Genomic DNA, 15,267 nt, shown 5'->3' with positions numbered 1-15,267 from the left:
TCGTAAAAGATCATTTTCGTTGATTACGTTTTTTGTCTCTCGCAAAAGAACGTAATTGATGGAAGTGTCTTTTCCGTTTGAACTTTTAAATATAATTTTTAGAATCGAAAAGTATCATACAAAATGAAAAACATCAATTTTCTAGCATTTGCCATGCCGGCCTTTTTTCTTTTTTTGTTTTTGGAATATAAGCTTGCTCAGCGCAGAAAAAGGCCTGAAATTTTTAATTATGAAAGTTCTGTTTCCAATATTTCCATCGGAATTGCAGAGCGTTTGATTAACTTATTTGTTGCTGCGAGTTTTTACCAATTGTATTATTTGATTTATGATGATTATAGAATATTCGAGATTCCGAGTAATGCTTTAGTTTGGTTTGCCTTAATTCTTGCGACCGATTTTGTCTGGTATTGGTACCATCGTTTAGGCCACGAAGTCAATTTTTTCTGGGCAGCACATATTGTACATCATCATAGTGAGGAATTTAATTTTACAGCTGCAGCCAGAATTACTACTTTTCAAGCCGTTATTCGAACGGGATTTTGGTGTATTTTGCCTTTTGTTGGTTTTCATCCGAGTATGGTGATTACGATGCTGATCGTTCACGGCGCTTATTCATTTTTTACGCATACACAGCTTATCGGTAAAATAAAATGGTTAGAATATGTTTTTGTAACGCCTTCTGTTCACGGAGTTCATCATGCTTCTGACGAAAAATATTTGGATAAAAATTACGGTGATATGTTCACTTTTTGGGATCGTCTTTTTGGAACTTTCCAAACTGAAGAAGAAAAACCAAAATACGGATTAACGCATCCGCTAAAAAGTTATAGTTTCTTGTGGCAGCATTTTCATTATTACTTCGAAATCTACGAATTATGGAAACGCTCGAGCGGATTCAAAGCAAGATGGAGCGCAGTTTTCGGAAGCCCAGCCGATATGGATCAAGATATTCGTCCGATTCTTGAAAAGCGTTTTCTGCAGGATAAAGCGGCGCCGAATCAACGACTTCGATTTAAAAATTACCTTTATATACAATTAGGAATCTGTACGCTTATTTTAACCGTTTTTACCTATTATTTCGATTATTTAGAAAGCTACGACAAGATATTTGTGCTTTCGCTAGTTATTCTAACTTTAATCAATTGCGGTGCTTTACTAGAACAGCGCAAATGGATTTACTATTTAGAATATGCTCGTCTCGCCTTGATTTCGACTTATTTTTTATACGAAGAAGATTTGCTAATATTTTTCTTTGTTCCAATTGCAATTATGATTTTTGTGGAGCAGTTGTTTTCGTTGAGTAAAATTTATCAGAATACTATTTTGCAGTTGGAAGTAACTGAATAATGAAAGATAGCCACGAATTCACGAATTTTTATTTAAAAAGGATACGTGAAATTTGTACGCGATAAATTGCACGAATTGATTAGAAAAAGAAAATTCGTGAATTCGTGGCGAAAAAAAAATTAAATCGTTTTGATTTCCATAATTTTCTGTTCAAAAGTATCTTTAAAATCTGATTTACTTTTAATTCTGGTTTTGTACGTATAAATTGTAGCTACAGAAAGTTCGAGAAATTCTGCCATTTGACTGCTGTCTTGAATTCCTAATCGATACAAAGCAAAAATTCGCAATTCTGTATTTAAAAGCTCGCCTTTTTTGACAATGCATTTATGATCATTTGGGAATAAATTATTGAAATCCGTTACAAATGTTGGAAACAGTTTCAAGAAAATTTCATCAAATTGATGAAAAAGATTTTCTCGTTCTTCTTTTACATTATAACGTTTTAAACTCGCAATAACTTCATCGGTTTTTTTGGTGATGATTTTGTGCAAAGTACTTTTCTGTATATGATCTATTTTATTAATGAACGCTGAAGTTGCTTTAATAAAATACGTAATATATTCTTCTTTAATTGCATTGGCTTCGCTCAAACTCACATTCATTTCCTTCAATTGCAAGTACGAATCGGCCATGATTTTTCTGGCTTTATTTTTTTCTTTTAATTGTTTGAAAATGATTCCGAGGAAAACGAAAATAATAACCGTAAGAATCGTCAACAGAATAATGATTTTCTCTAGTTTATCATTTTTATCTTTTACATTATTCAGTTGCGCTTTTTCGATAATAGGAAGAATCGACGAAATTTCAATTTTGCGATGTCTTGCATTGTAAAAAGTCGCATCATCCATGGCAATGTTGATGTATTCGTTGGCTTTATCCAAATATCCCATTTTAAAGAGTTCGTTGGCTAAATTTCGAAGCGCAACGGTTTCTTTGGTTGCATTTTTAACATCGGCAATTGCGGCCAGTGCCAAATACTGAATGGCTTTTTTGGTGTAACCTCGTTCCGAATAAATATAACCAAGGCTCGAAGTTGCGATTCCATAATAATCAGGAGGCAGCTTGTAGTTGTTAATCCAATAACTGAAAGCAAATTCGGCACCACGCCAATCTTGCTGTTTCAAGCGTTTTAAACTTTCTGCTGCCCAATATTCATTTGTATTCGTTTCGATTAATTCTAATGCTTTTTTCAGAAAATAATTTCCCTGCTGTATGTAATGGATATTAAACCGTTTATCGCTGCTATAATCTGCTAAATCGTAATAAGCACGGGCTTTGATGCTATAGTATTCAAATCCATTTTTGATATCCAATTTGCTTTCATCAATCACATTTAAAGTATCAATTGCTTCTTTAAAAAGTCCAGAAGAAAGCAGAACAAAACCTTCTTTTATTCGGCTTTTAGATAAATATTTCGGGTTTTTTAAAGCTTTTGCCTTGATTTTTGCTTCATCTAAATAATAATATGCCGAATCGTACTTAAACGATTTGTATTCATCAAACAATAACATATAGCAATTGTAGAGCTCTTCATTATTTTGATTGAGCGTAAACTTGGATACATTTTTCTTTAAAGCTTCTATTTTTCGATATTTCTGTTTCAGGTAAACCTCTTTTTTTAAGAGAACCTGATCTAATTCTTCTAAATAAGGATTAGTCTCTTTTGCAATAAGAGAAAAACCTCCTAAGAAGAAAAGCAGCATTAATATTCTTCGCATGATTTTGTTTTGGTTTAGGGAAAAGGTTGGTTGATTGATAGTTAATTAATTCGATTTAAAATTAAGAATAAGTTTGAGATTAAGCTAAATCTGTTTTTATCGGACTATGGTAAATAGTTTAATAGCATCGCTTTTGAAGGGGATTTTCGGAGTAAAAATAAGCGACAAATGTTAAAACAGTTGATTTGTTTGCAATTATACAATAAAAACCACTTATATATATGTATAATGAAAAAATTATACTGATTATTTTACATATTGTCATTTTTACCATTTGAAAATCGGCATTTTTTATCTCAACAGCATCTTGATTTTTTACTTATAAATAAAAATATAAAAGACTGATTAATAGTTATTTGTGTTTGATTGTATTCAAATTTTATCTTGATTTTTCTCAGATTTTTTTTTTCGGATTTATTTAACGTCTAGTTTCGCTATATCCTTTTGAAGGGGATAACAAACTAACGAAAACCAAAAATTTATGAAATGTAAAAGTCTTTATTGGCTAGCTTTTTTGATGTGTTTTTTTGCTATTGGATGCGATAACACAGATGACGGAAGCTACGTAGAACCGATTACCCTTTATGAAAAAGTAAATGGAAATTGGGGATTAACAAATCTGAAAATGGTTGATGAAGTTGCGAAAGCAAATAAGATCGAACCAAACGAAGAAAACTTGAGTACTTATTTTAACTACGAAGATTTCAAAATCAAATTTAATGTAGACGAGAATAACAATCCTACAAGTTATGAAGTGACAGGAGATGTTCCTCCGTTATTTGCTCCTAAGGGATATTGGGCGCTTAGCGCAGATTTTCAGCAGTCCAATGGTGTTGGAACAAAAATCTATTTGTACAGCGATGCTCAGAAAACGCAAAAAACAGATGAACTTAGATTTATTTCAGTTCCAGGTAAAAGCAAAGAAATGCAGATTCAATTGGCGCATTCTTCTGGTGGTGTAGATTTCGTGTCTTATGTGTTTAAATTAAATGCTATTAATTAAAAAGTAATATGAAAAAGTTTATATATACAATTTTACTTGCCTTGTTGATGGCTCCAAATTTTATTCATGCACAGGAAGCTGCTGGATCTGTGGGACCAATGTCATCATTTCCTGTTGTTTACAAATATGATGAACAAGTTACTTGGTATTTTGATATGTCGGCATCGACATTTGCTGAAACAGAAGATTTATATATCTGGATCTGGTCTCCATCTGAACCAGATGCTGGAAACTGGGAAAACTCATCAGATTTTGCAAAACTGAAATATGAAGGAAATAAAATCTGGAGTTTTACATTGACTCCAACACTTTATTTTTCTAAAACTCCAGAGCAAATTGCAGCGAGTGACGGATTCTGGTTTCGTTTAAAAAACAAAAACGGATCTAAACAAAGTGAAGTTGCCAATATGGCTTACACTGATTTTTCGTCGTTTTATACGGCAAATGAGTTAATTAGATCTTATCCCTCAAAACCTTTAATTGATAAACCGGTAAGTATTTTATTCAATTCTAATTTGAAAGATGGTTTTGCTGGTGTTCCAAGCGTTCATTTTCATAGCGGATTGAACGATTGGGCAGTTTTACAAGAATACCAAGCTTGGATTCCAGAAGTGTCTGAGAAAACAAAATTAAAAGATCTTGGAAACGGTTTTTACAGAATGGATTTGATTCCGCAGCAATACTACAATACAGAACCAGATTTTGTTATGGAAAATATTACTTTCCTGATGGTTGCGAAAGATTGGACAGCAACTTCTGGCGATCAGGTTATTTATGCAGGAGAATTTATTCCGCCACCGCCACCAAGTTTTGCTTTCTTTCCATCACAAATCAGTCAGAAAGATTTTCTTGGAATGTCAAGAAAAAATAACGAAGCAGGTGTAAACAAATTAATCTACACGATTACAGCTGGACCAAAAACAATTTCTGGTGAGTTTACTGGAGGAACTGCAGAAATTAAAGGTTTTGTCAATCTGGTTTCAGAACTAAATGGAGTTCCGAGTTTAAGTGAAATTCATGTTTTGGTAAAAGACAATAAAGACAAAACGATTTCGGATACGACGATTCCGCTAAAAACTTTAGATAAATAATCACTATTAAATTAAAACACCAATTCTAATGAATAGTAAAAATACAAAAAGCGTCCTGCATCAAATGTGGACTGCTAAGGCAGCGGTATTGATGATTTTTATGCTTTTTCTTTCTGCCAATTCTTTCGCGCAGACGAAAAAGATATCGGGAACTGTTTATGACAATATAGGGAATGTATTGCCAGGAGCTTCTATCATTGAAGTAGGAACTAAAAACGGAACGACAACAGATTTTGATGGTAAGTTTAGCCTTCAGGTAGCTGTAGGAAGTGCAATCGAAATTTCGTTTATCGGATCGACAACGCAGAAAGTTCAGATTACCGGAAATACTTCTCATTACGAAATTACTTTGCAAAATGACGGATATGCATTGGCAGAAGTTCAGGTAGTTTCTGTGGGTTACGGAAAAGTAAAAAAATCAGATTTGACTGGAGCAATTTCTACAGTTGGAGCAGATGATTTAGTAAAAGGAACTATTTCTTCCACAGAGCAGGTTTTGCAAGGAAAAGTAGCAGGATTGAATATTATTCGTCCTTCTGGAGATCCTGCAGCGGGTTCTACAATTCGTCTTCGTGGAGGAACTTCTTTAACAGCAAGCAATAGTCCGTTAATTGTTGTAGATGGTATTGCAGGAGTTGATATTAATGTGGTTCAGCCTTCAGATATTAAATCGGTTGATGTTCTTAAAGATGCTTCGGCAACAGCAATTTACGGTTCTCGCGGAGCAAATGGAGTAATCATGATTACAACAAAATCGGGAACAAAAGGCGTTTCTGTTGTTTACAACGGACAAACTAGTTTTGGTTTTGTTAATGATAATTTAGATCTTCTTTCAGCAAACCAATGGAGAGGATATGTACGCCAAAATCAAATTGCAGATGCGGTTGATTATGGAGCAAATACCAACTGGCAGAAAGCAATCGAACAAACGGCAATTTCTCAATCTCACACTTTGAGCATCAATTCGGGTAAAGCAGACAGTGGTTTTAGAACTTCACTTTCTTACTTAAACAATGAAGGAGTTATTAAAAAATCTGGTTTAGAAAGATTAAGCGGAAATGTTAGCGCTTACCAATTTCTTGGAGACAATAAAGAGGTGAAATTTGATATGGGATTATTTGCAAACATTGACAAATGGCATCCAATTGATTACAGAATTTTTGAAAGAGCTTACAATTTAAATCCAACGATTCCAGTTTACGATTCCAACGGAAATTTTAGTGTTGTAACGGGAAATATTTACGAAAATCCAGTTGAGATTTTAACGAATAGAACATTCGATAACGAAAGACACAGACTTTTGGGATACTTTAAAACAGATGTAAAATTCTTGAATGACTTTACGGCTACAGCAAATATTTCGTTAGAACATAATGCAGTAAAAGCGGGAACTTACAAGCCATCTTACGCGGTTATGGAAGGGCAGACTGAAGGCGGTTTTGCACAAAGAACTTATGCAGAATATACAAATGCGCAAGGGGAACTGTACGTAAATTACAGCAAAGTTATAGACAAACACAACATCGGAGCTTTGGCGGGGTATTCTTACCTTGAAAACATTTACGAAGGTTTTGGAGCGCAAAGAGGCGGTTTTGTAACAGATGCTTTCAGTTATAATAATTTAGGTGCTGGTTACAACTATCGTTTAAATGATGTGTATTCATATAAAGGAAAATCAAATTTAGTGTCTTTTTACGCTCGTGCGAATTACGGCTACGATGGCAAATATTTATTGACTGCAACAGTAAGACGCGACGGATCTAGCCGTTTTGGAGAAAATAATAAGTGGGGAACTTTCCCATCTGCTTCTGCGGCTTGGAGAATTTCTAACGAAGAATTTATGGAATCTTCAAAAGGCTGGTTGGATAATTTAAAACTGAGAGTGGGTTACGGAGTTACAGGAAATCAAGATGGAATTGGCGAATATAAATCGCTTTCTATTTTAGGAGTTGGAAGCGACAGTTACTACGATCCAGTTACCAAAACGTGGAGTTTGGCTTATTCTCCAAAACAAAACCCAAATCCTGATTTGAAATGGGAATCTACAGAACAAATTAACGTTGGTTTTGATTTCGGACTTTTCAATAGAATTACAGGATCTTTTGAATATTATTCTAAAACGACAAAAGATTTATTATATACTTATGAAGTGCCTCAGCCTCCATATTTAGTAGGAACAATGCTTGCGAATGTTGGTGAAATGTCAAATAAAGGAGTTGAGTTAACTTTAAACGCTGATATTATTAAAGGGGAAAAATTCAATTGGAATGCGAATTTGACTCTTGGACATAACGTTCAGAAAATCGAGAAACTTTCAAATCCGACTTATAAAACAGATGTTATCTACAGCGGATCTCTTCATGGTTTAGCAGGTATGTCGGGACAATATTCTCAAATTATTGCTGAAGGATATCCTGTTGGAACTTTCTGGGGATTCAAAAATGCTGGTTTAGATGCTGATGGAAAAATTCAATATTATAATGCAGCAGGACAAGTAGTTGCTGAAAATGCATTGATTGATGATGATAAAACAGATTTAGGAAACATTCAGCCAGATTTGACTTTGGGTATCGGTATGAATTTTACTTACGGAAATTTTGATCTTGGAGTTTCTGGATACGGAATGTTTGGACAAAAGGCTTTAAATGCTACAAACATGATGTTGAACGATCCAAACAGATTACCCGCTTTTAATGTGCCAGATTCTTTCTTAAGCAGCGGTATTACTTCGGCTCCAAAGTATTCAGATTATTGGATCGAAGATGCTTCTTTCTTCAGACTTCAAACCTTATCTCTTGGTTATACTTTACCATTGAAATACAAAAAATCTAAAGTGAGAATGTATGTAATGGGAGAAAACTTATTTGTAATTACAGGTTACAAAGGTGTAGATCCAGAGATTGGTTTAAATGCTCAGGACGGAATAAACCAAACTGGAAAAATGGATCAAACTGGTTTGGCAGCTCCTGGAATTGACAGATACAACAATTATCCTCGACCAACTACAATTTCTGTTGGATTAAATTTTACGCTGAATAACTAAGCGAATTGATAACCATAAAATATTAACAATGAAAATCAAAATAACAGCAGCAATACTTTTAAGCATGCTTTTTACGGTATCATGTACTGATTTGAACGAGCAGTTGTATGATCAGGTAGAAGATGGAAATTTCGGAAATACATCCAAAGAAATCGATGCGCTGGTAGGTGGAGCTTATTCTTCGTTAAGAGGATTCTCTGATGCAATCTCAAATAATTTCCCGACTTGCGAATATGTTTTCTTTTTGAATGAAGTAGTTTCAGATGAAGCTACAATTCCGACAAGAGGTACAAACTGGTACGATGGCGGGCAATATCAAGATGCTCAAAAACATACTTGGAAATCAGATAACAGAATGATTCTTTCGGCTTGGCGTTACAATTACACTGGAATTGCTAAGATCAACGCAATCATTTATCAGATCAATAAATCATCTCTTAGCGAAAAATCAAAAGAGCCAATTTTTGCAGAATTAAAAGCGCTTAGAGCGTATTACTACTACAATCTTTTAGATTTATTCGGAAATGTGCCAATTGTAACCAATTTTGAAGATACAGATCTTCCAAGTAATTCGACAAGAAAACAAGTTTACGATTTTGTTGAAAAAGAATTGACAGATGCTCTTCCATATTTAAATCCAAATCCGGTGTATTCTAAATTAACTAGAAATGTAGCATATTCTATTTTGGCTAGATTATATCTTAATTCGGAAGCATTTATTGGGCAGGCGCGTTGGCAAGATTGCATCGACATGTGCCAGAAAGTTACAGGATACAGTTTGACACCAGATTTCTTTGCCAATTTTGTGACTGAAAATCAGATTTCTCCTGAAATTATTTTTGCTATTCCTTACGATTCAAAAGCAGGAACAGTTGGGAATTATATGAACTCAATGTCTGCACATTACAATCAAAAATTAGCGATTTCTGCAATTCCAAACAATTACCCTTGGAGCGCAAACGGAATGTGCGCACAACCTGGAGTTTATTCTGCTTTTGGAGATACAGACAAGAGAAAAAAATGTATGCTTCAGGGCGATCAGATCAATCTTGCAACAGGAACTGTGATTATGATGGACAACGGAGAACCACTTACTTATACGGAAAACTTAACTAGTCTGGAAGATGCAAAAGAGAATGAAGGAGTTCGTTTGTCTAAATACGAAATGAAAGCAGGAGAACAATGGGAACGTGATCACGATTTTGTTTTAATCCGTTACTCTGAAATCTTGATGATGCAGGCAGAATGCTACGTTCGTTTAGGCGCGCCAGATTTAGCAAGACCATTTGTACAGCAAGTAGCGTCTCGCGCAGGCGAAGAATTGCCAGCAACAATTGATCTTCCGTTCATAGATCAAGAATTGTTGAAAGAATTTACATTCGAAGGAAGAAGAAGAACAGACAACATTCGTTTCGGAACATTCTTCGAGCCATGGTGGTCAAAAGGAGCAACGGAGAAATACAGAGCGATTTTCCCAATTCCAAGTACTGTTTTAACTACAAATAAAAACCTTAAACAAAATCCTGGGTATCCAAATTAGGGTACTAGAATGTCAGTCTTCCATGTTGGTTAGTCGTGGAAGGCTGACATGTTTTTAAAGATTTACAGTTTTTTAGCTAAACATTAAAGTGATTTTGTTGCACGCAGATTCAGCAGATTATTGCAGATTGAAACAGATTTTATTAAAGCAAATAATATTAATCCTTATTGATCTGCTAAAATCTTTTTTAAATCTGCGTGAAACAAATCTTTTAATTCTTTAATCAGTGAGAAAAAATAATACATCAATATGAAAAGATATATCACATCGTTGGTTTTTGGTTTGATGAGCATTGCGATGGTTGCTGGCTGCAGCAGCGATGACAAAGGCTCAGACAAACCGGTAGAACCAGAAAAAACAGAACCTGTTGCGATTGAGAAAACCAACAGCACCAAAATTTATATGCACTACATGCCGTGGTTTGAAACCAACGAAAGCAGTGCCGATAAAAAATGGGGATATCATTGGACAATGGCAAACAAAAATCCGAATAACGTAGGAGCAAACGGCCGTAAAGAAATTGCATCATACTATTATCCGCTGATTGGGCCTTATCACTCAGGCGATAAAAATGTGATCGAAAATCATTTACTGTTGATGAAATATTCAGGAATTGACGGAATTCTGATTGATTGGTACGGCACTTACGATGTAAACGATTATGCAATGGTCAAAGAAAATACAGATCAGTTAATCGAAATGCTCGATAAAGTTGGTTTAGAATATGCGATTGTGTACGAAGACCGATTTCTGACAAATGTTGTTAATGCAGGAAAAGCAATTTCGGTAACCGGCGCTGCAAAAACAGATTTGGCTTATGTAGAGAAGAATTATTTTTATGATGCAAATTACATCAAAATTAATGGTAAACCGCTGTTAATGAATTTTGGACCAATTGTACTTAAGACCCCAGCTGAATGGACAAATGTCTTTAATACTTTAACAGCAAAACCGACTTTCCTAACACTTTGGGATCATTCTTCAATGGCAGGAGAAAATGCTTCTGGCGAATATGCTTGGGTGTACAAAGACAATAGTTACCTAACTAATTTCTATACCAATACCAAACCAAAATTGGGTGTTGCTATGGGGAGCGCTTATCCTGGTTTCAAAGATTTTTATGCTGAAGGCGGAGGCGGTGCAGCAATCGCATGGACGATTGAACACAACAACGGAGCGACATTGGACGAGACTTTAGCTTTAGCTAAAAATGCAAACATCAACTACCTGCAGCTGATTACATGGAATGATTTCGGAGAAGGAACCATGATTGAACCGACAGTTGAATTTGGATATTCTTTCATTGAAAAAATAAAAGCTTTTGCTGGAGTAAAAAATACAGAAAGTGTATTTCCAGATATCAGCAAATTGTATGATTTACGCGTACAGAAAAAAGGAAATGTCGAAGCCCAGAAAAAACTCGATGAGGCGTTTAATTATTTTGTTTCAATGCAGCCTGCAAAAGCAAAACAAACATTAAGCGAAATAAAATAGAGCTGTAATTAATACAATATAAATAATGAAAAACAGAAAATATAGATACTGTCTAATCGCCTTTGCCTCGATGCTCGTTATGGCTTGCAGTACTAAAAAAACGTATAAAATCAGTTCTCCGGAAAAGATTTCTGAATTAACTTTTGAACTAACACCTTCTGGACAGCCTCAATATAGTTTTTCTTCTAACGGAAAATCGGTTATTGAACCTTCACTTATGGGATTTGAATTTCAAGGTTTAGCAAAAATGACCGACGGTTTCGAAGTGGTTTCAACAGAAGAAAAATCAGCAGATGAAACTTGGGAACAGCCTTGGGGCGAATTCAAAAAAGTGAGAGATCATCATAACGAACTGATTGTTCATTTAAAAGAAGCAAAAGGCGAGGAGCGTTTGGTCGATATCATCTTTAGAGTTTTTGATGACGGAGTTGGATTTCGTTATGAATTTCCGAAACAGCCACATTTAGGAAAAGTCAAAATTTCTAATGAAGTAACGCAATTTACTTTTAAAGATAATAATGAAGTTTGGTGGATTCCAGTTCACCGTGAAAATAGTTATTACGAAAGTGAATATCGTAAAACCTTAATGAGTAAAACAGACACGATTAACACGCCTGCAACTTTTGAAACTAAAGATAAATTGTACGTTGCGATTCACGAAGCCAACCTAACAGATTTTGCTTCAATGACGCTTTTAAAAACAAAAGACAAACAATATAAAAGTGATTTAGTGCCGTGGGCTGATGGCGTAAAAGTATATGCAGAAACTCCTTTTAAAACGCCTTGGAGAACTATTGTTGTAGGTAAAACTCCAGGTGATGTGGCAACTTCGACCATTATGCTAAATCTAAACGAACCATCGAAAATTGAAGATTTATCTTGGATCACACCTTCAAAATATATCGGAATTTGGTGGGGAATGCATTTAGAAAAATACACTTGGGGACAAGGCTTAAAACATGGCGCTACAACTAAAAATACAAAAGAATACATTGATTTTGCTGCGAAAAATAATTTTGACGGAGTTTTGGTCGAAGGCTGGAATGAAGGCTGGGATGGAGATTGGACAGCAGACGGATCTGCGTTTAGCTTTGTAAAAGCCTATCCAGATTTTAATTTAGAAGAAATCACAAAATATGCAGCTATGAAAAATGTTCGTTTAATTGGACATCATGAAACAGCTGGAGCAACCAAAAATTATGAAAACCAATTGGAAGAGGCTTTCAAACTCTATCAGAAAATGGGAGTAAATTCGGTTAAAACAGGTTATGTCAATAAATTTTTGGATAAAAAAGAATGGCATGATAGTCAATACGGAGCTCGTCATTACAGAAAAGTAATTGAAATGGCTGCTAAATACCATATCATGATTGATAACCACGAACCAATGAAAGGAACTGGTTTACAGCGTACTTATCCGAACTTTATGTCACAAGAAGGCGGACGCGGACAAGAATATAATGCATGGTCTGTAGATGGCGGAAATACGCCAGAGCATTTAACGACTTTGCCTTTTACAAGAATGCTTTCAGGACCTTTTGATTACACACCTGGTAATTTCAATTTTGACTATAAAACACCTTCTGGAGCAAAAGTGCAAACGACTTTGGCGAATCAGTTGGCATTGTATGTGATCATTTTCAGTCCGTTGCAAATGGCTTCAGATTTACCTGAAAATTATGAAGGAAAGCCAGAGTTTCAATTCATAAAAGATGTGCCTTGCACTTGGTCAGACACCAAAGTTTTAGATTCTAAAATTGGAGAATACACCACAATTGCCCGTAAAGATTGGGATGAGAAAAATTGGTACTTGGGTTCGATTACCAATAGAAATGCAAGAGATTTAAAAGTAGCACTTTCGTTTTTAGACAAAGATAAAGAATACGAAGCTCAAATCTACGAAGACGGACCAGGGGCAAATTATAAAACAAATCCATATCCAGTTACAATCTCTAAACAAAAAGTAAATAGCAAAACGATATTAGATATCAAATTAGCAGCTGGCGGAGGAACAGCAGTGAAATTCACACCAATTGAAAAATAGTTTTTTAAGGTTCTAAGTTTCTAAGATGCTGAGGTTCTAAAGTTTTTTAGATTCTAGTTTATAAAGTTTTATTTTGAGTTAAGTAAGTTTAAGTTTGGTGACAAACCCGATAGCTGAGAAGTTATGGGGTTTGTTTTTTTATTTAGCATGTTGCTTTTACCGCAAAAAGCGTAAAGAATTACGCAAGGCCGCTAAGTTTTTTTGAGTCATTTAAAAAAATAAGTTCGCAAAGCTTTATCTACACAAAGCTTTGCGAACTTATTTTTTAGGCTATATTTAGAATGCTTAATAAAAATATCTTTGCGTTCTTAGCGGTAAAAAAACTTAGAATCTTAGCATCTCAGCATCTCAGCAACTTAGTAACTTGGAACCTTTATTTAGTAACCTTAACATGCTTTCCAAAAGTATAGACTGCAGTTAATGTTGGTCCGTTGTAACCCCATTTTAGGAAACCGTTTAAACGCTCCTGAACTGTATCTACTCTAAAATTCAATCCAGTATAACCCGCTGTAAGACTAAAGTTTTGATGAACATTATATAAAACAGACAAACCATAACTTATAATTCGGCCATCGGTTTCATCAATTTGTACGGCAAGATAATTTACGTTAGCATATAAACCCCAGCGTTTTCCCAGAACAAATTCACCCCAAATTCCAACATCTGGCAGCGGAGCAGTAAAGTCAAAACTATCATGCTTTTCTATGCTTTGTGTGTTAGCTTCTAATTGCAAGCCTAAATCTGCGAAGAGCACATGGGCTCCGACCAATAAACCAGCTTGATACTTTGGTTTAGAAAGAATGGCGTAGCCATAAGCAACTCTCATAATCTGAACATTAAAAGTACCTCGTACTCTTCCATTTACTTCATAGGTATTGTCTCCAAAGTTGATATCTCTTTGAAGCGTTTTGGTTGCAGTTCTATCTAATACAAAATATTCAAAACCCAATCTTGATCTCTTAGATATTCTCCAGTCAAATGTTCCTAAAAAAGACGCAGATGATTTAGAAAAACCTAAATCACTTTCAAGATCAATTTCAGTTCCTACATTTCCGTTGTTGCCTTCAACTTTAACGATGGTATTATTTACAGGAAAAAAACCTCCGGCAGAAACTTTAAATCGTCTATTATGCCAAGGAAGATCTTCTAAGCTAGTATCTTGAAAATCTTTGTTTTCGATTTTTAAGTTTGCTGTTAAATCTTCATTATTAGTGGTTTCAGCAACAGTTTGAGCGTTTAGCGGAATCCAAAGGAGCATCATTACCAAAAAAATAAATAATTGTTTCATCAGAGTAGTTTTTAAGTTTTTATTAGGTAATATTTAACAATTAAAGTTAGTAAAAATAATCGTTCATTTTTGTTTTTGAAGTTGAAATATTTTTGTGAATCAATTGTATATCAGTAAAATAAGGATTTTATTTAAAAATGGTTGACATGTCAATATTTTTCGTAATTTTGCATCATGGAAAATAAACATACAGATAAGGAAGGTTTTTCAAATTTTTGGAAAGAAGAAATATCAGAAAGTTTCTTCTTTCAGATTCACCGTATAAAAAGAGCCATTTTTAGAAGAACAAATGCGCTAATGAATGAAGCAGGAATCACATTGCAGTTGGAACAATTGCCATTGCTAATGATTTTGCATCATAAAAGTCTTTCGCAAAGAGAATTGTCAGACAAAACAATGCGTGATAAATCATCTATTTTGAGAAGTATTTCTGCACTTGAAAAAAAGAAACTGGTTGAGGTTGTAAAAGATAAAATGGACAAACGTAAAAATATTGTAAGTCTTACAGATGAAGGCGTTACGCTGGCAAAAAACATTCGTTACCTAATGAAAAGGGCAGAAGAGGAAGTAATGTCTGTTTTTTCTCCAAAAGAAAGAGTTGAAGCGTTGAACACAATAAAACTGTATGCAGACAAATTAGAAACCCTTTAATTTTTTTTAAACTTTAAAAGTTGACATGTCAACTTATTTTTAAATAAT

10 protein-coding genes are annotated in these 15,267 nt (G+C 34.6%); 8 read left to right on the top strand and 2 right to left on the bottom strand.

Going from position 1 to position 15,267, the window contains the following annotated elements:
* Positions 1 to 123 precede the first annotated feature (123 nt).
* A complete protein-coding gene (locus tag QLQ96_RS19990) occupies positions 124 to 1,347 on the top strand; it encodes a sterol desaturase family protein (RefSeq protein WP_482492815.1) in 1,224 nt (407 codons plus the stop codon).
* A 119-nt stretch (positions 1,348 to 1,466) separates the two neighbouring features.
* Here the strand turns inward: QLQ96_RS19990 and QLQ96_RS19985 are convergent, their stop codons facing one another.
* Positions 1,467 to 3,065: a DUF6377 domain-containing protein gene (locus tag QLQ96_RS19985; RefSeq protein ID WP_482492814.1), complete on the bottom strand. Its 1,599-nt coding sequence runs from the start codon at positions 3,063 to 3,065 to the stop codon at positions 1,467 to 1,469.
* Between the two features lie 481 nt (positions 3,066 to 3,546).
* Between QLQ96_RS19985 and QLQ96_RS19980 the strand changes: the two genes are divergently transcribed.
* The 6 genes from QLQ96_RS19980 to QLQ96_RS19955 all read left to right on the top strand — a co-directional run bounded on the left by QLQ96_RS19980 (position 3,547) and on the right by QLQ96_RS19955 (position 13,280).
* Positions 3,547 to 4,068 (top strand): DUF5004 domain-containing protein, encoded by a 522-nt coding sequence (locus QLQ96_RS19980; RefSeq protein WP_482492813.1) that lies wholly within the window; start codon positions 3,547 to 3,549, stop codon positions 4,066 to 4,068.
* Positions 4,069 to 4,076: 8 nt separating this feature from the next.
* A complete protein-coding gene (locus QLQ96_RS19975; RefSeq protein WP_482492812.1) occupies positions 4,077 to 5,159 on the top strand; it encodes a hypothetical protein in 1,083 nt (360 codons plus the stop codon).
* A gap of 28 nt (positions 5,160 to 5,187) precedes the next feature.
* Positions 5,188 to 8,202, top strand: coding sequence for a SusC/RagA family TonB-linked outer membrane protein (locus tag QLQ96_RS19970; RefSeq protein WP_482492811.1), 3,015 nt, complete (start codon positions 5,188 to 5,190; stop codon positions 8,200 to 8,202).
* Positions 8,203 to 8,230: 28 nt separating this feature from the next.
* Positions 8,231 to 9,742, top strand: a complete 1,512-nt coding sequence (locus QLQ96_RS19965; protein WP_482492809.1) for a RagB/SusD family nutrient uptake outer membrane protein — start codon at positions 8,231 to 8,233, stop codon at positions 9,740 to 9,742.
* Between the two features lie 249 nt (positions 9,743 to 9,991).
* Positions 9,992 to 11,236, top strand: a complete 1,245-nt coding sequence (locus tag QLQ96_RS19960) for a glycoside hydrolase family 99 protein (protein ID WP_482492807.1) — start codon at positions 9,992 to 9,994, stop codon at positions 11,234 to 11,236.
* 25 nt (positions 11,237 to 11,261) lie between these two features.
* Positions 11,262 to 13,280: a glycoside hydrolase family 97 protein gene (locus QLQ96_RS19955; protein ID WP_482492805.1), complete on the top strand. Its 2,019-nt coding sequence runs from the start codon at positions 11,262 to 11,264 to the stop codon at positions 13,278 to 13,280.
* A gap of 373 nt (positions 13,281 to 13,653) precedes the next feature.
* On the opposite strand, the gene QLQ96_RS19950 is transcribed toward QLQ96_RS19955, so the two are convergent.
* Positions 13,654 to 14,568 (bottom strand): hypothetical protein, encoded by a 915-nt coding sequence (locus QLQ96_RS19950; RefSeq protein ID WP_482492804.1) that lies wholly within the window; start codon positions 14,566 to 14,568, stop codon positions 13,654 to 13,656.
* Between the two features lie 174 nt (positions 14,569 to 14,742).
* On the opposite strand from QLQ96_RS19950, the gene QLQ96_RS19945 reads away from it, so the two are divergent.
* Positions 14,743 to 15,219 carry a MarR family winged helix-turn-helix transcriptional regulator gene (locus tag QLQ96_RS19945; RefSeq protein WP_482492802.1) on the top strand — a complete coding sequence of 159 codons (477 nt, stop codon included), beginning with the start codon at positions 14,743 to 14,745 and terminating at the stop codon, positions 15,217 to 15,219.
* Positions 15,220 to 15,267: the final 48 nt, after the last annotated feature.

The sequence above is a fragment of the Flavobacterium sp. B167r genome (assembly GCF_056824315.1).
This window is presented reverse-complemented; position numbering and strand designations above follow the sequence as displayed.